This is a genomic window from Cloacibacterium caeni (assembly GCF_907163125.1).
Taxonomy (GTDB): Bacteria; Bacteroidota; Bacteroidia; order Flavobacteriales; family Weeksellaceae; genus Cloacibacterium; species Cloacibacterium caeni_B.
This window is the reverse complement of the sequence record NZ_OU015319.1, coordinates 45,214-63,970: the sequence shown is the minus strand read 5'-3', so window position 1 is coordinate 63,970 and position 18,757 is coordinate 45,214. Positions and strand designations below refer to the sequence as shown.

Annotated in this window: 13 protein-coding genes; 3 read left to right on the top strand and 10 right to left on the bottom strand. The window is 32.3% G+C overall.

What is annotated here, in order from left to right:
- Position 1 precedes the first annotated feature (1 nt).
- From pseC to KKQ79_RS00275, 8 genes are all read right to left on the bottom strand, one after another.
- A complete protein-coding gene (pseC, locus tag KKQ79_RS00310; RefSeq protein WP_250131152.1) occupies positions 2-1,189 on the bottom strand; it encodes a UDP-4-amino-4,6-dideoxy-N-acetyl-beta-L-altrosamine transaminase in 1,188 nt (395 codons plus the stop codon).
- Positions 1,186-2,196 carry a UDP-N-acetylglucosamine 4,6-dehydratase (inverting) gene (pseB, locus tag KKQ79_RS00305; RefSeq protein WP_213188470.1) on the bottom strand — a complete coding sequence of 337 codons (1,011 nt, stop codon included), beginning with the start codon at positions 2,194-2,196 and terminating at the stop codon, positions 1,186-1,188. Before pseB ends, pseC begins: the two co-directional genes overlap by 4 nt.
- A gap of 24 nt (positions 2,197-2,220) precedes the next feature.
- Positions 2,221-3,504, bottom strand: a complete 1,284-nt coding sequence (locus KKQ79_RS00300) for a nucleotide sugar dehydrogenase (protein ID WP_213188469.1) — start codon at positions 3,502-3,504, stop codon at positions 2,221-2,223.
- A 168-nt stretch (positions 3,505-3,672) separates the two neighbouring features.
- Positions 3,673-4,179: an ArsR family transcriptional regulator gene (locus KKQ79_RS00295; protein ID WP_213188468.1), complete on the bottom strand. Its 507-nt coding sequence runs from the start codon at positions 4,177-4,179 to the stop codon at positions 3,673-3,675.
- Positions 4,180-4,650: 471 nt separating this feature from the next.
- The gene (locus KKQ79_RS00290) at positions 4,651-5,463 is read right to left on the bottom strand and encodes a hypothetical protein (protein ID WP_213188467.1); all 813 of its coding nucleotides are present in this window, start codon (positions 5,461-5,463) and stop codon (positions 4,651-4,653) included.
- A gap of 105 nt (positions 5,464-5,568) precedes the next feature.
- Positions 5,569-7,029 (bottom strand): MBOAT family O-acyltransferase, encoded by a 1,461-nt coding sequence (locus KKQ79_RS00285; protein WP_213188466.1) that lies wholly within the window; start codon positions 7,027-7,029, stop codon positions 5,569-5,571.
- A 135-nt stretch (positions 7,030-7,164) separates the two neighbouring features.
- Positions 7,165-8,133 (bottom strand): SDR family oxidoreductase, encoded by a 969-nt coding sequence (locus tag KKQ79_RS00280; protein ID WP_213188465.1) that lies wholly within the window; start codon positions 8,131-8,133, stop codon positions 7,165-7,167.
- Between the two features lie 61 nt (positions 8,134-8,194).
- Entirely contained in the window at positions 8,195-8,653 is a 459-nt protein-coding gene (locus tag KKQ79_RS00275) for a UpxY family transcription antiterminator (protein ID WP_213188464.1), read from the bottom strand.
- A 726-nt stretch (positions 8,654-9,379) separates the two neighbouring features.
- Between KKQ79_RS00275 and KKQ79_RS00270 the strand changes: the two genes are divergently transcribed.
- The 3 genes from KKQ79_RS00270 to KKQ79_RS00260 all read left to right on the top strand — a co-directional run bounded on the left by KKQ79_RS00270 (position 9,380) and on the right by KKQ79_RS00260 (position 14,108).
- Positions 9,380-9,781 carry an endonuclease domain-containing protein gene (locus tag KKQ79_RS00270; RefSeq protein ID WP_250131151.1) on the top strand — a complete coding sequence of 134 codons (402 nt, stop codon included), beginning with the start codon at positions 9,380-9,382 and terminating at the stop codon, positions 9,779-9,781.
- Between the two features lie 1,298 nt (positions 9,782-11,079).
- Positions 11,080-13,881 carry a T9SS type A sorting domain-containing protein gene (locus KKQ79_RS00265; protein WP_213188463.1) on the top strand — a complete coding sequence of 934 codons (2,802 nt, stop codon included), beginning with the start codon at positions 11,080-11,082 and terminating at the stop codon, positions 13,879-13,881.
- Positions 13,882-13,889: 8 nt separating this feature from the next.
- Positions 13,890-14,108: a hypothetical protein gene (locus tag KKQ79_RS00260; RefSeq protein ID WP_213188462.1), complete on the top strand. Its 219-nt coding sequence runs from the start codon at positions 13,890-13,892 to the stop codon at positions 14,106-14,108.
- A gap of 575 nt (positions 14,109-14,683) precedes the next feature.
- On the opposite strand, the gene KKQ79_RS00255 is transcribed toward KKQ79_RS00260, so the two are convergent.
- Positions 14,684-15,955 (bottom strand): OmpA family protein, encoded by a 1,272-nt coding sequence (locus KKQ79_RS00255; RefSeq protein ID WP_213188461.1) that lies wholly within the window; start codon positions 15,953-15,955, stop codon positions 14,684-14,686.
- A 424-nt stretch (positions 15,956-16,379) separates the two neighbouring features.
- Entirely contained in the window at positions 16,380-18,755 is a 2,376-nt protein-coding gene (locus KKQ79_RS00250) for a GumC family protein (protein WP_213188460.1), read from the bottom strand.
- Positions 18,756-18,757 lie beyond the last annotated feature (2 nt).

The following is an 18,757-nucleotide window of genomic DNA, read 5'->3' as shown; positions in this document are numbered from 1 at the left end:
TTTATGAGTAAAATTTAATTATATTTTCAATTACGAACTCTTGTTCTTGTTTAGTTAAGTTTGGGTACATAGGCAAACTAATGCAATGCTTATAATATTTTTCAGCTTTAGGCATATCCCCTTCTTTCCATCCAAATTCTCTATAATAAGGCATCAAATGACATGGAATATAATGTATTTGAGCAAAAATATTTTTTGTTCTTAAATAATTATACAACTCTAATCTATTTTCTACTTCTATTATATACAAGTGATAAGCATGTCCTTCAACTACACCTGATTGTCCTTTTATAAATGATTTATTTTTAAAAGCTTCATAATAGGTTTTAGCAATTTCCCGTCTTCTTTGAAGACCTTCATCAGCTCTTTTTAACTGACTTAAACCTAAAGCAGCTTGAAAATCAGTTAATCTATAATTGAAACCCAATTCTTGCATTTCCATATACCATAAGGGATAAGTGTCTTTTCCCCCTGCAAACTCAATACTATTTGTATATAACTCATTCGATTTAACAATGCCATGAGTTCTTAACATCAATAACTTCTGATATAAGACCTCATTATTGGTAGTAATCATCCCCCCTTCTCCTGATGCGATGTGCTTTACAGGATGAAATGAAAAAATGGCTAAATCTGCAAAATTACCATTCCCACAATTTTGTTCATTACCTTTTTCATCAATAAAACAACCACCTGGAGCATGGCATGAATCTTCAATAATCCAAAGGTTATATTCATCTGCTAACTTTCTAAACTTTTCTAAATCAACAGCCCTCCCTGCAAAATCAACAGGTATTATCCCTTGATAAGTCCCCATTGGAGAAGCTTCTAATATACTTTTAACCGAATCAAAATCAAGCAAATATGTTTCTGGATCTATATCAGCAAAAATTACCTCCCCATCACAATAACGTACACAATTTGCAGAAGCTGCAAAAGTGATTGGGGTTGTTATTACTTTTTGTCCTTTTTTAACATCTAAAGCTAATGTACATAAATGCAATGCAGCTGTACCATTAGCTACAGCAACTGCATATTTACTTCCTACATATTTTGCAAAAGCATTTTCAAATTCCAGAATTTTTGGACCTTGAGTTAAATAATCAGATTTTAATGCTTCTACTACTATATCAATATCCTCTTGTGTGATATTTTGACGACCGTAAGGAATTACTTTATTTTCCATCATGCTTTAAAATTAGAGTCTACGTGTTCTTTTATTAATTGTCGCAAAGTTGTTACGGTTTCCCACTCTGTATTATCTCCTGAATTATAGTTAAATCCTGCTGGTACTAATTTTGCATTAAAATGTTTTATAAATTCTTGAACATTAAAATTTGGTACTGAAGGCAGTATCGTGTAATATTTACCTAGATCATAGGTGTAAAAAGAGTCTGAAGATGTAATCATTTCCTCATGAATTTTTTCACCAGGACGAATCCCTATAATTTCTAATTCACATTCTGGAGCTATTGCAGTCGCAACATCTGTAATTTTGTAAGAAGGTATTTTAGGAATAAAGATTTCACCTCCCCAAGCATGTTCCATGGCATGCATCACCATATCTACTCCTCCTTGTAATGAAATATTAAAACGTGTCATTGTTGGATCAGTTATTGGCAATTTTCCCTCTTTTCTTTTTTTAATAAAAAAAGGAATTACAGAACCATTAGATCCCATAACGTTTCCATATCTTACAACACTAAACCGTATAGGATTCCAACCTTTAATATTATTTGCTGCTACAAATAATTTATCCGATGTCAATTTTGTTGCTCCATATAAATTTATTGGTGCGCAAGCTTTATCTGTTGATAGTGCTACTACGTTTTGTACACCTGTTTCTAAAGCAGCATGAATAACATTTTGAGCACCACCTATATTTGTTTTAATGCATTCATCTGGGTTATACTCAGCCAAATGAACATGTTTCATTGCTGCAGCATGAATTACATAATCTACCCCTCTAAAAGCTCTTACCATTCGTTCTTTATCTCTTACATCTCCTAAAAAAAAACGAATTTGAGGATATTTATCAGAAGGATATTCTTGCGCCATAACAAATTGCTTTTGTTCGTCTCGCGATAGAATAATCAATTTTTTAATTCTTGGATACTCCTTAAATATATGAGCAGTTAAAGCTTTACCTAAAGAACCTGTACCACCAGTAATTAAAACAGTTTTATTGTTTAACATATATATAAATTTGATTTGTTTTTATTATAATTTTCCATCTGTATTTGTTAAAATCCCTTTCACATCATACACCACTGCATTTTCTCTTTTTAGCAGTTCTAAATCTAAGTTTAAAAATTCTTTGTGTGCCACTCCTAGGACAATAGCATCATATTTAGCACCTGCAATGAGCTCAGGATGACAAGGAAGGTTATATTCGTGTTTTACTTCTGCAGGATTTGCCCATGGGTCAAAAATAGTTACTTGAATGCCGTAATCTTCTAATGCTTTTACCACATCTACTATTTTGGTATTTCTTACATCTGGGCAATTTTCTTTGAAAGTAATTCCCAATAATAATAATTGAGCTCCTTTTACGGTAATCCCTTTTTTAATCATTAGTTTTACTACTTGAGCAGCTACATATTCTCCCATAGAATCATTCAGTCTTCTTCCTGCCAAAATAATTTCTGGATGGTAACCATGCTCTTGTGCTTTTTGGGCTAAGTAATAAGGATCTACCCCAATACAATGTCCGCCAACCAAACCTGGTCTAAAAGGTAAAAAGTTCCATTTTGTCCCCGCCGCTTCCAAAACAGCGTGAGTGTCTATATCTAAAATATTAAAAATTTTAGCCAACTCATTTACAAAAGCAATATTAATATCTCGTTGTGAGTTTTCAATCACTTTCGCTGCTTCCGCTACCTTAATCGTTGGTGCCAAATGCGTGCCTGCTGTAATTACTGTTTTATATAATTCATTTACTTTTACGCCTATTTCTGGAGTAGAACCAGAGGTCACTTTAAGGATTTTTTCTACTGTATGCTCTTTATCACCTGGATTAATGCGCTCTGGAGAATAACCTGCAAAAAAATCTACATTAAATTTCAATCCCGATACTTTTTCCAAAACAGGAATACATTCTTCCTCGGTCGCTCCAGGATATACTGTAGATTCATAAATTACCACATCGCCTTTTTTCAGGACTTTTCCTACTGTTTCTGAGGCTTTGTACAAAGGGGTTAAATCTGGTTTATTGTGTTTATCTACAGGAGTAGGCACCGTTACGATATAATAATTGGCTTCTCTAATTTCTTCCAGATGAGCCGTACAAAATAAACCGCTTGTGTGACCTTTGAAAGGATTAGAATCTACTAATACCTGTTTTAATAGAGCATCTTCTACTTCTAGGGTTACATCTCTACCTTCATTTAATTCTTCTATTCGCTTTTGGTTAATATCAAAACCTACTACTGGAAATTTGGTTGCAAATAATCTTGCTAAAGGAAGCCCAACATAGCCTAGTCCGATGATGGCAATCTTGTTCATTTGTATTTTATTTGTTGTTAATCTTGTTTGAATTTAGAATTTTTTAAGAGGATCTTCTTTACTCCTTTTTTATGGCTTCGCCCTGTGAGTCCCATTTAAAATGAGTTCACCTCGGTATGAGTAATTTTCAACAGCTATTTTTCAGAACATTGAAAAAAACAGTATCTCTTATTTATTTTCAAAAACCAACAGTCCATCTCCTACATATTCTGTAGTACTATAAACGATGACTTCTTTTTTTATTTCTTTTTTAATCCTTTGTATTATATTTTCGATATAGTTTTGGTTCAAGGCAGGACCTTCTATAATCACCTCGATTACTCCCGAATCTATTCCTTTAGCATAATCTCCCACTAAAAAAATACGAGAAACATCTCCCATTCTTTCGAGAATTTGACTAATAATAAAATCTATACCGACGTATTTTTGGATTAATTGCTGTAAAGTAGTAAACAAAGGATGGTCTGTATTGGCATGATACATTACCTTTTTATCTGTATCTTCTCTGATAATAAAGCCTGCTTCACTCAGATTGTTTAATTCTTTTCTGATCGCGTTTGTATTCTCATTCATCTCCTGAGCAAGACCTCTCAGGTAGCCTGTATTAGCAGCATTGATAAAGAATTTTACCAATAGTCGCAATCGTGTTTTTGATGTTATAATACTGTCTAACATATTATTGAATGAACAACAAAAGTACTCAAATGTTTTTAAATAACAAAAAATTTTGAAGAAAAGATGTGAGATATAAGATGTGAGGATGTGAGGATGTGAGGATGTGAGGATGTGAATCGTGAATTTGCGAATTTGTGAAGGTGTAAAGTCGTAGAGTAGTAAAGATGCGAATTTGTGGGGTCGTGAATGTGTGAGCCGAGATTCGAGACGCAATCATTAAAAGATAAAAAAAATTAAAATTATTCTTTTAACGGTGGATTTTAGGAAACGGTATGGAGTAGTAAAAACACTAAACTATAAAATCATGAAGAAATGCTATAAACATACAAATGGTAAATATAATTAAACACCAACCTTTCATTTTTTTAAAATTCAAAATCAAAATTTTTATTAATTTCTACTAAAATATTAAAAAATAAAAAAAATTGAGCTGTATGATTCTTTAAGTTTGCATTCAGTGACAACTAATTTCTATTTTTTATTTAAATGTAAAGATTTCAAAAAAACAGAAACCTGTTTAGCAGCTTCAGAATGCCCATGACAACTCCAGTGAGAATCATGTTCCATTTTCCATTCTTTGTAATTTGATGATTGTAATTTCATCACTTTAAATCCATTGTTCTTTAATAAGTCAATTAATTTATCATCAGAATCTGGACTAAAAATTAAATAAACATTTTTAATCTCATAATTCTTTTTTACAAATAAAATTAATTTCATCAAATAGCCATAATCTAAGTCTTTTGACTTAAGAGAGTCTCTATTATTAACTGAATTATTTGATTTAACTATGTAATTTCTATATATATAGTATGCAAATTTAAAATTATATAATAAATCCTTTAACTTGCTAGAACTAAGCTCTGGAAAATATTTCTTTCCGTTTATTAAGTTTACTTGTGTTGTATTTTGTTTAGCTTTGATATCTCTTATACTTTCAACAAAATCACCATGGTGCACATACAATAAATGTCCATTAGGATTTAATGAATCTAACTCAGTCTTCATTTCCATCATCTCCATAAAAGATGCTCCATCTCTAGAACAAGGAAAAAAATCAAAATCTTTATTAATTTTTGACAAATAGTTAGCTTGATGACATTCTGGAGGATTCATTATATTCGAAATATAAGAATCTCCAATTACTGTGAATATATTATCTAGTCTTTTAGGTTCATATCCAAATTGTCCATATTTATTAACAACCCATTTATGACTTCCTTTCAGCCAATATCCTTTTTGATTTGGATAAAATTTAATGAGTTCTGATTGACTTTTATACATTTTTGGGACATCCGTATTCAAATGGAATATTCTGACTACAAGTTCACCTATCAATAGTCCTATCAATAGGAATATTGAACACTTAATTAAAAATTTCTTCATTATTTAAAATTGAAAATAAATAAACTCTTGTTCTTTACCACCAAACCAGAAAATTAAAATAATAATAGTGTAATAAAGCAAATAACGAAACGTTTTATTCACCTTTAATTCTAGCTTTGCAATTGCATATTGATTTTCCCTACCTAACCATTCTATGACAAAGAAGAAGAAAATTAAACCTAAAAGTACATATACATTAATTCCCCCATTTAGTATAGAATTACCTAAAGGCAATGAAAAAAGTGATCTAGAAAAAATTCCTGAAATATATGATATTGCATGAGTAATATCTTCGGCTCTAAAAAATATCCAAGCGAAAACCGTTAATCCAAAAGTTATAACCATTTGAAATAACTCTTTTAAAGTTGGTAATAATTTTCCTTGCGCTACTATTTCCAAATTATTTCTATTAGTTTTCATTATGATGGACGGCATAATAAAAAGAGCATTCAAAGCGCCCCAAACTATAAAAGTCCAATTAGCACCGTGCCAAAAACCGCTAACTATAAATATGATAAATGTATTTCGAATACGCATCCCATTCCCGCCTTTACTTCCTCCTAATGGTATATATAAATAGTCTTTGAACCATGATGAGAGTGATATATGCCATCTTCTCCAGAATTCTGCAATATCTCTAGAAAAATATGGAAATGCAAAATTTCTTAATAATTCTATTCCGAAAAGCCTTGCAGTTCCTAATGCTATATCAGAATAACCTGAAAAGTCTCCGTAAATCTGAAACGTAAACAACAAAGCACCTAATACTAATACACTCCCTGGTAAATCTGCAGAATTATTGAAAATTTGATTAGCCAGTTCTGCACAATTGTCCGCAATTACTACCTTTTTAAATAAGCCCCAAAGAATTTGTCTTAAACCATCCACCGCTTTTGTATAATCAAAAGTTCTCTGTTTTTTTATCTGAGGTAATAAATGCGTAGCTCTTTCAATTGGTCCCGCAACTAATAATGGAAAAAAACTTACAAAAACAGCATAATCAACAAAATTTCGCTCTGCCTTAATTTTATTTTTATATATATCTATAACATATGATAACCCATGAAAAGTATAAAAAGAAATACCAACTGGCAATATTATATTGAGCATTACCGGATTAATTTTAAACCCTAAGTATGATAATGACTCTGCGAAAGATTCAGCAAAAAAATTATAATACTTAAAAATTCCTAGAAACCCAAGATTTACGATTATACTCAGCCAAAACCAGAACTTTTTCAAACCTGTGTTTTTTGCATCTTGCATCTTTAGTCCAGTAAAATAATCTAAAAACGTAGAAAACATTAAAAGAAATAAGAAACGCCAATCCCAACAAGCATAAAAAAAATAACTGGCTAATAAAAGTAATAAATTCTGAAGAGTTAAACTTTTTTGTGTTACAAACCAATACAATGTAAAAACTATTGGTAGAAATATAGCAAAATCTAGAGAGTTAAAGAGCATAGATTATTATAGTTTTTTTTTTAGAAATTGATTTAAAAGATCACATATTTTAATCAATTTTATTATTTTTTAAACTTATATTTTGTCAAATATAATAAATTTTGCAAACCATGCAAAAGTACTACTTATTCTTTTTTATTTTAAATTTTCCCAGTACCAATCTACTGCCTCTTTTAAACCTTCCCCAATAGTATGTGTTGGTTGATACCCTAATAACTCTTTTGCTTTTTCTACCGAAGCCAAAGAATGCGGAATATCTCCCTGCCTGTTCGGACCATGAACAACCTCTACCTCAGCGATTTCAGCATCATATTTACTTAAGTATTCTTTTAAATATTTCACTAAATCATTCAAAGTAGTTCTATCTCCTACTGCTGTATTATACACTGTATTTACCGCTTTAGGATTGGTGGTTAACATTGCTCGTTCGTTCATCTGTACCACATTATCTACATACGTGAAGTCTCTAGAATAATCTCCCGCTCCATTGATTACTGGAGATTCTTTTTTCATTAATTGTTTTACAAATAATGGAATAACCGCTGCATAGGCACCATTAGGATCTTGTCTTCTTCCAAAAACATTAAAGTACCTCAAACCGATGGTTTCAATACCGTATGTTTTGCTAAAAATTTCCGCGTATAGTTCATTTACATATTTAGTAATGGCATACGGCGAAAGGGGTTTCCCTATTTTATCTTCTACTTTTGGTAAACTTTCAGAATCTCCATAGGTAGAAGAACTTGCTGCATAAATAAATCTTTTCACCCCAGCATCTCTAGCCGCCACTAACATATTTAGAAAGCCTGAAACATTTACTTCATTGGAAGTGATAGGATCTTTTATAGAACGTGGCACAGAGCCTAATGCAGCTTGATGCAAAACATAATCTACTCCTGTAACCGCAGTATGACAAACGCCTATATCACGTATATCTCCTTCTATTAATCTAAAATTAGAATTCTCAAGAAATGGGGTAATATTATGTCTATGACCTGTTGCGAAATTATCTAGACATACGATTTGATGCCCTTTCCCTAAAAAGTATTCACATAAATTGGACCCTATAAAACCTGCCCCTCCTGTGATTAATATTTTGCTCATATTATAAATTTTCTTGTTCACTTGTTTTATTTGCTTGTATTGAAGACACCCCCATTCTTTTTTACTTTTCCAAAATCAAAGTGGTTCCTAAGCTGTCTAAAACTAAAATGGTTTTATTATTTTTTTCTTCAATTAAAGTTGCCGTTTGCCCTTTGAAAAGTCCTTCGTTTATGGTCATTTTTTCTCCTCGAGCCATCCCCGTTACACAGACTTTTTTGTATTTTTCTTCTTGTAATTCTTTCATCGCCTGTATCTCCTGCTCTCTTACAATTGCAGGTTTTCCTAACCAAAAAAGATACCGCACCACTCCCGGAACCTGAAAAACCAGAGACCTATCCTTTTCATCTAATTTTACAAAAACATAAGAAGATAATAGCGGTTGGATAATCGTTTTTTTTCGGTCACTCCATTGTTTTACCACAGAAATAGTAGGGCAATACGCCTCTATTCCTAGCGATTGAATATTCGCTACAACTTTCTTTTCATTTCTTGGTTTGGTATAAATAGCGTACCAATTCATGGTTAATTATTTGGGCTATGTTTTACAATTCTATAAAACTTGCTCGTTTTTAAACTGCAAATTAATAACAAATTTACTTTCCTTTCAAAAAATGAATCCATTTTATACTCATTCTAAAGAAGAGATGTGATGATGTGATGATTTGATGATGTGATGAAAGATCCGAGATAGCTATTTGGAGTAATCAAAATAAAATAGGTAGTCCCCAACCCTAAAGGGAGCCTATTTTATTTCTTTGTTAGAAATTTCTCCACCCTTGTCATCCTGAGCGGAGTCGAAGGAAGAGAGGGGAAAGAAAAATTTCGGCATTCTTTAGTTGTAAAGTTGTTGATACGAGTTGCGAGATAGCTATTGGAGTAGATAAAATAAAATAGGTAGTCCCCAACCCTGAAGGGAGCCTATTTTATTTCTTTGTTAGATTTTTTTTCACCCTTGTCATCCTGAGCGGAGTCGAAGGAAGCGAGGGGAAAGAAAAATTTCGGCATCTTTATTTGTAAAGTTGTTGATGCGAGATGCGAGATAGCTATTGGAGTAATCAAAATAAAATAGGTGTCCCCCAACCCTGAAGGGAGCCTATTTTATTTCTTTGTTAGAAATTTTTCCACCCTTGTCATCCTGAGCGGAGTCGAAGGAAGGGAGGGGAAAGAAAAATTTCTAAACACAGAAAGATTTAATTATTAAAATTTTTTCATTAAAAATATTTTCTTATTTTTAAAAAAACTGATCATGAGAAATCTAACTTCAAATAATGATGAAAGAATGTGGAAAGGAGCGCCTTCAAGTTCTTTTGAAAAAGCAAAAGCATTAAGGATGAGAGAGACAAAGTCAGAAAAAATACTTTGGGATAAATTAAAGAATAACCAGCTAGATGGTTTGAAATTCAGAAGACAACATCCGATAAGTTTGTATATAGCCGATTTTTATTGTCATAAATTCAAGTTAATTATTGAACTAGATGGTAAGTATCATGAGGAAAAAGAACAAAAAATAAAGGACCAGGAAAGGGATGAAGTTTTAAAACTTAATGGTTTAAACATTTTAAGATTTAAAAATGAAGAAGTAGAGAAAAATATAGATAATGTCTTAATTAAAATTAAAAACCATATAAAAGAGTTAAAAATAAAATAGGTATTCCCCAACCCTAAAGGGAGCCTATTTTATTTCTTTGTTAGAAATTTTTCCACCCTTGTCATCCTGAGTAGTCGAAGGAAGGGAGGAGAAAGAAAAATTTCGGCATCTTTATTTGTAAAGTTGTTGATGCGAGTTGCGAGATAGCTATTTGGAGTAATCAAAATAAAATAGGTGTCCCCCAACCCTAAAAGGAGCCTATTTTATTTCTTTGTTAGAAATTTTTCCACCCTTGTCATCCTGAGCGGTCGAAGGAAGGGAGGGGAAAGAAAAATTTCGGCATTCTTTAGACGTAAAGTTGTTGATGCGAGATGCGAGATGTGATGATGTGATGATGTGATGAAAGATGCGAGATAGCTATTTGGAGTAATCAAAATAAAATAGGTAGTCCCCAACCCTGAAGGGAGCCTATTTTATTTCTTTGTTAGAAATTTTTTCACCCTTGTCATCCTGAGCGGAGTCGATGGAAGGGAGGGGAAAAAAAAATTCGGTATTCTTTAGGCGTAAAGTTGTGAAGTTGTGAAGGGGTGAAGTTGTAAAGTTGTGGAGCTGTGGAGTCGTAAAGGCGTAAAGGCGTGAAGTTGATGATGAGTTACGAGATGCGAGTTGCGAGATAGCTATTTGGAGTAATCAAAATAAAATAGGTAGTCCCAAACCCTGAAGGGAGCCTATTTTATTTCTTTTTTAGAAATTTCTCCACCCTTGTCATCCTGAGCGGAGTCGAAGGAAGGGAGGGGAAAGAAAAATTTCGGCATTCTTTAGTTGTAAAGTTGTTGATGCGAGATGTGATGATGTGATGATGTGATGATGTAAAGATGTGATGATGTGATGATGTGATGATGTGATGAAAGATACGAAATAGCTATTTGGAGTAATTAAAAATAAAATAGGTGTTCCCCAGACCCTGAAGGGAGCCTATTTTATCTCTTATTTAAAAATTTTTCCACCCTTGTCATCCTGAGCGAAGTCGAAGGAAGGGAGGGGAAAGAAAAATTTCGGCATTCTTTAGACGTAAAGTCGTGGAGTAGTAAAGTCGTGAAGTTGTGCGAAAATGATAATATAAAACGTTCTTTTTTATGTGCTGAATAGAATTCATTTGATCATTTCCATTTCTCTAATGGATGAACATTATTATTGATATTCTTCTTTTTGTGATGCATAAAAGTTCTTTTTAATTGTAGTTTTTACAGATTATTTTATTTTTTTTAATAATAATTTAACCTCAAGTGAACAATAGAATTACTATTATTAATATTTATTTATTACCTTTGTAGTCAATTTACTAAACACAAACATAGATGAAATCTTGGTACAACTTATTTCTTGTGCTCACATTATTCGTTTCGCAAGCTTTTTTCTCACAGGCCGTTTTCACCAGTAAAGCCAATGGAAAATGGAATGAAACTAACACTTGGCAATTGACTTCTGGCACAGACGCAGATGGAATCCCCGATGCGGATGATGCTGTAATTATTAAAGCACATTCTATCACTATTACCGCCAGCGTTACTTGTAGTAGTTTAACCACAGAACCGTTAGCTAACAATACTTCTGGATTAAGCACTACAATAAGTACATCAAATGCTGCAGTAATAACTGTTAGTACAAATCAACTATTAACAATAACTGGGAATTTTTTCATCAAGGCAAGTGACGCATACAATCATACAACCATTCTAAATGGACCAGGTTCAGTACAAGCTGGATCCCTTACAATAGGAAATGATATCACTGTATCAAGCGCCAAAACCACGACACTTGCTTGTAGAACAACAACAAATTTTGACATTTTAGGAAATGTAAATTTGTACACTAACGTATTTGATTCTTACAACAATAAAGCTACCTTTAGACATGATTCTGGTACCATTACCATTAATGGACAAATGATTATGACTCAGGAAACCAATGGTAGTGCTACGCAGTATAATAGTAATTTAGGAGTAAGACAAGGTACCTTAATATTAAGAAATCCACAACCTTTGGTATTAAACCCATTAGGGGGGACACAATTATCTCAGTTACAGCCAAATTTCAGTGGATGTACAGTTGAATACAGACCAATTAGTGCCGACTTAACTATTTTTAATACCAATTATAGAGATATCAAAATCAATTCAGAATACGACGTTTACAGCAATGGTTTTACCATTAATATAGGTGGTAGTCTACATTTAATAAAAGGACTTTTAATAGGAGGGTTTACTTTAAACACAAACACTAGTATAATTAGAAGCGGAGGCGCAACCAAAGACAAACCAACATTAAACTCAGGTGTTATATACAATTTAACTTACGCCCAAAATTCTAGTTTAATCGTTGCTGGAAATGAATTATTAAATACCACAACACAATTAGAGACATTAACATTAAGTTCAACAAATGGGGTTCAGATTAACACCGTATGTTATCCAAATCAGCTTATTGTAAACACTACTACAAACCTAACAGGAAGTGGTGATGTTCGAGTTAGAACTCTTTTTGATGTACCTGCTGCAGTCACTTTTAACACAGGGGGTATAATTACTCTTGTTTCAAACATATCAAACACCGCTAGAGTAGCTTCATTAACCTCTAATCCAACGATTAATGGCAACGTCAATGTTGAACGCTATTTAATAAATCAAGCTAGAAGATGGAGACTAATAACCGCACCTGTAAAAGGATCAACAAATAATACCGTTTTTTATAATTGGCAAAATAATGGTACTTTAATCAGTAGATATGGCACGGATATCTGGGGACCTAATGGCAACCCAACTAGCAATGGACTACAACTTATTAATAATTCTAGCCATAATTTAAGACGATTCAATAACTCTACAGGTACATGGACTAATATTACTAATACTTTTACGGAAACCCTATTTACAAGTTCATTAAACAAAGCTTTTTTACTTTTTGCAACACACCCTTATGGAGAAGCCACTGATGGTCAAGGAAATGTAAACCCTAACACTCCACAAGCAAGAACAACCTTAAAAGCTACAGGGAATTTAATCACTGGAAATGTTGTCTATTCTAACGTTCCATCAACCACTTATTTTATTGTAGGTAATCCATATGCAAGCCCAATAGACTTTAAAACAATTCTAAATGATGTCTCAAACAGTGGAATTGGAAAAAAAATATGGTTTATCGACCCAACATTTGGATCATATGGTGCTTATGTAACTTGGGATGATGTTAATGGATACAGTGACTATGAAACTAAAAGAAATCCTGGAAGTGACCCTAATCCGGCGAACCAAAGTACCATAATGCAATCAGGTGAAGCTTTCTTTGTAAAAGCTACGTCTGGAACATCTACGTTAACAATAAAGGAAACCCATAAAGCAACTTCAAACTCAAATATAGTTTTCAATAGAGTTGCAAACACAGTCTCTTCAGAGCGACTAAGAGTAACTTTACACAAGGAAGAAAACAATATTTGGAACAAAAAAGATGCTGTTGTAGCAGGGTTTTATTCTGGAGGAAATAATGCATATGATACAAACGATGTCCCTAAAATCAGTAATCCAAGTGAAACTTTAGCATTCTACACTGATACACGTTCTTTATCTTCAGAGCATAGAGCTCCAATTCAAGATAATGATTTTTTAATGCTTAGATTAGCACAAACTACTGTAAATTCAAACTATAAATTGAAAATTTTTACTGAAGATTTCACCTTCTCAGGGCAGGCTTTTTTAGAAGACACCTTCTTAAAAACCTCTACTCCTATTGCTTTAGACGGTAGTATTTTTGAATATGAATTTCAAATTACCTCTGACGCATTAAGCTCTGGAAATCGTTTCAAAATAAACTTTGTAGCTTCTACTTTAGGAACTACAACACCTAAAGCTTCATCATTATTGATATATCCTAATCCCACTACTTCAGAACAAGGAATAAATATTTCTTTTGAAAATGCATTGTCAGGCTACTCCTATAAAATATTTAATACTGCAGGACAATTAATAGATTCACAAAATATCAAAGCCAATAATAAATCTGCACATATTAAGTTTCAACAAAAACTAAGTCCTGGGATTTATTATTTAAATATCTTTGACAAAAACAATGAAATAAAAAACATACAAACAATAATCATTAAATAATTTTCGCCATGCTTAAACATTTTTTATTTATATTTTTTGTTACGTTCTCTACCATAATTTTCGCCCAAGATGGGGATGATCCAGGTTTTGGAGATGAAGGAGACGGTGATGCGGCAGATGCTCCAAATGCTCCTATTAGTGATTTAACATACCCTTTACTTATAACAGGAATTGCGGCAAGTATCTATTTTGCTAAAAAGGTACAAGAAAATAAGCATACTCAGTAAAAAAACTTAGTTTGCTGCACTATTAAAGGTTTTTTACCATTAATTTTTTCGATGGTAAACCTCAATATATGACTCTCTGGTATCCGCTAGAGAGTTTTTTATTTGTAGCAGAGCTAAGTGTCAAGAGTGAATTGGTGAAGCATGAATTTATGGAATTGTGAAGTTGTGAAGTCGTGAAGTCGTAAAGTTGATGATATAAGAGCCCCAGCATGTGAGATGTGAGATATGAGAACCAAGAGTTGAGTACTGAGAGTGAAAGAAATTTTTCCACCTTTGTCATCCTGAGCGAAGTCGAAGGAAGGGAGGAAAAGAAAAATTTCGGAATTCTGTAGACGTGAAATCGCGGAGGTCTGGAGTCGTGGTGTCGTAAAGTCGGCTGCGTATCTCGCTTTAGTAGAGGCTACCAAAAATGGACCAATTGAGGTTTGGTTATAAACCTATTTATATTTATTTTTAGAAAAAGGCTCAGATGATAAGATCCAAACCTTAACTTTTTAACTTACACCCATTCTGAGATAGTGTAATAAAAAAAGACTTATGTTTCCATAAGTCTTTTTATAATATTTTTATGTCTTCTATTCAGATACCTTAAAGGCAACTCTTCTTACCAACTGTCTTGCCAATTTAGATTCTTTAGGAACTGAATTATCTTCTCCTTTCACTACTAATTTCAAGCGTTTAGCATCTATGCCAGATCTTACTATCATTTCCATTACCCTTTCGGCTCTTCTTTTTGACAAATTAATGTTATAATTAAAATCACCTAACTCATCTGCATAACCTATTACATCTACATTTGCATTAGGATTAGCATTAAGGTATTTAATTAAGAAATTAATGGCAGAGATGCTTCCAGGAGTGATTCTCGTTTCATCAAAGTCAAAGAAAACATTTACATACTGCCCATTAATCATGTTCTTCATTTGAACATTTGTATAATTATCATTAAAGTTATTTACAGTATTCTGTAAGTCTCCAAAATTATTATTGATGTAATTTCTAACTTCCTCTGTTAAATCTCCTTTTTCTGCAATCTTATTTTCTAAACCTTCAATTCTGGCTAACAAATTGTTATACTCTTTTTTGCTAGTATCTTTTTCCCAATACCAATCTGCATGCTTCTGTTTTTTACCAAAATAAAAAGTTACTCCTAAAGCAGTATTATATATGGAACCCGTTCTACTTAAACTTGGGTCTAATTTTGTTTTCCCATCTAATGTAACATGGTGCGTGAGATTGCTCACTAAAGTATAATCTGCATTTAGAACTAACCTATCTGAAACTTTAATCAATAAGGTTGCACCTCCTACAATACTAAAAATATTATCATAGTTGCTAAAAGTTTTAGTATTAGGAGCGTGTAAAAAGGAAAAACCTGGTCCGAAATGAAACTGAAGTCCAAAAGTATCTGTAAATTCTTCCCATCTCATCATTCTATGCAAATTCATCACCCCTTCTAAAGTAGCTCGGTACATGTTGTTATTAAAAGGAGGGCTTTTAGTCTCTGCTTTAAAATTATCATATGCAACACCTAGTCTTAGCCCAAACTTGGTGTTAAACATTTTTCTTACATTAAGATCGAAATGGTTTAATTCTGGATTCGAAATGTAATTAGGATTGGCTGCATAATAGCCATCAGTAAAAGGGCGAATACCTACATTAATCCCCGCATTCAAATTAGCTGACCAACGGTTATAATTTTTTTTCTTGTCTTTAGGAAGGGTATCATTTACCATCCCACTTGTAGATTTACTTGTTGAGTAAACTAAATTTTTTTTCTCTTGTGCTGTATTTTTCAAAACCAATAACACTAAGAAAAGTACTACATACTTCTTAAAAATGTTCATAAGTTTAATATTTAGTTAGCTATAAAATTACTGTTTTTTTTCCAGAAATCTACCATAAAGCGCATTAAAATTACATAATAATCAATATAAAAGGTACTTATTTTTTTACAAATAACATAAATATATTTTTTAATTTAATCATTTAATTTTTTTTTTTAATCTAAACTAAATTTGTTGTTTTTTTTGTTTCTATATATATCATAAATAAAAAATAAAAACGAAAGAAAAAATTCAAAATCGAGTTATTCTTTTCCTTAGAAAAAAATAATTATTTACTTACAAAACAAGAAAATAATATCTCTAATGTCATTCTTGGCTTAATAAAAATAATTTGCCCTGCAGACCAATAATTAGCAGGGCGAGTTAATTATTTAAAATTTAATTTTACAGAATGAATGCTTGGATATATAGGGTTAATAAAATCTTATTTTGTAAACTTGCTAATCCATTTAAAAATTTTATTTACTTTTTTAGATTTATAATCATCTGAATAATAGCCATGTCCATATTTTTTATCATAATGGCTTATGTTCCTGTCCTTTACATCGTTCAAAACTATCGCTAACTTATTATTTGCATTTTCTCTATTTATTTCACTCGCTACTTCTAACATATCTACATCTGTAAAATCTGCTCTCATTACATATAATAGCAAATCCGTGTTTTTTATTAAATGAAAAGAATCACTTACCAAAAGCATAGGGGCAGTGTCTAATATGATAAATTCATATTTAGATTGTAGAGCACTATAAATTTTGTCCATATTAGCATTAGAAAGTAAATATGTAGGATTTGGAGGTATTGAGCCACTCGGTAGAATATCTAAATTTGGATTTAGATTAGACGTTTGAATAAAACTATCTAAAGACGTTTCAGCTTGTTTAGAAGCTAAAAAATCTGACAACCCTCTTTTAGTAAGACTTGTAAATTTTTTTAATTGAGGATTTCTTAAATCTGCCCCAATCAAAAGCACTTTCCTATTTTGAGCCAATGCTAAAGCCGTGTTAGTACTTATCGTGGTCTTGCCTTCACCCTTTATTGAAGAAGATACCATAATCACTGTAGTTTCTCCTTCTTTTTTATCATTAATCAAAAATTTTATATTCGTGAGCATTATCCTAAAGGCTTCTGCAAACCCCGAAAAATCATTTTTCCTAATTACAGCATCTTCAATCTCTCCTGCATTGGGAATCTCTCCTACAAAAGGGATTTCTTGTAAAGTTTTTTTAACATCTCTACGACTATGAATTTTAGTATCTAAAGCAAAAACAATATATAAAATACCAATGGGTATTAGCATCCCCAATGCTAAAGCTAGAGCATATGCATTACTCTTTTTCGGAGAAACAGGACTATCTATCGTAAAAGCTGGGTTTACAATTTTAGCCTTTGCAGTATTGGCAGATAATGCAATGGCTGTCTCTTCTCTTTTCTGAAGTAGATATATAAAAAGAGCTTCTTTTAAATTTTGTTGTCTTTCTATACTTCTAAACATTTTTTCCTGCATTGGAAATTTTCCTAGAGCATCTTTTGATAAATTCATCTGTTCTTGAGTTTGCCCCATAGACATTTGAATATTGGCCTGTGATTTTTTAAGGTTATCTTTAATTAATTCTCTAAGACTTGTAATTTCCTTGTTAAACTGAACGACTGCAGGATTAGAATTCGTAGCCTGACGCAAAGTTCTGTTTCTGGATAGTACTAATTGATTGTAATCACTAATCATTCCATCAAGCGCTGAAGGCATCCCAATATTAGTAGGTAATAACTGATCATTCCCTGATGAATTCACCATTTTTAACACGGAGTTTACCATCTCTAATTGAGTTGCATATTCCATTATTTTTTTGGTGCTTTCACTTGCATTCTGCAAATTTAATTGAGCCTGTGCTTGTAAATCTGCAATTTTATTCGCTTCTTTAAAACTTTCCTTTTGGTTTTCAATCCCCCCTAATTCCCTAGTGATTAACTTTAATCTTTCGTCAATAAAATTTGCTGTAGCATACGCCTCTTCATTTTTGTCTTTAATCGCATCCGTATTGTATTGATCCATCAACTCATTCAATATTCTCTCCGAACGTATAGGATTAGTTTCCTTACGACTTAACTCAATGATGTTAGACTTCTTTTCAGGAATAGACAAGTCTATTGAAGCCTCTAACTGCATAACTATTTTTTTGGGATTAATAAATGATATCACCAATGGCTCATTAAAATTGATTTTAGGATTTCTATTTAAAACAAATACCCCCCAAGATGTTTTCACAGGTACTCCAAAATTACCTTTAATCAAATTCTTTTCATCTGTAAGTTTAAATCCGTTTTTATCAAAAGGATTTATTTCATAACTTTTTGATTTAAATTCTCTAGAATTATTCAGCGACAATATTGAACCAAAAACAGGAGATTTCTCATATAAATCTACATCTTTTACTCTTCCCTTACTAATGACTTTTACATCTAACCCTGCTTTTTTAACAACATTCCACAAAAGGGGATGTGAAGTGAGTAAGGATAATTCATTGTCTACACTATTTGCCATTAATCCGGAAGGCAATGCCATGTTTTGGAAGTCTTTAACCCCCATAAGTTCGCCACTTTTCGCACCCCTTATCTTCACATATAGAGATGATTTCGTAACATATACAGGAGGGGTATAACGCAAGTATAACCAAGCTAAAACAAGTGCTATAATTGTAGAAAATAAAAATAGAGGCCACCTTCTTAAGTATTTTAGAATCTCTAATTTTAATTCTGATTTATCATTTTGAATAAAATGCTTTCCTTCTATATGCCCCATGG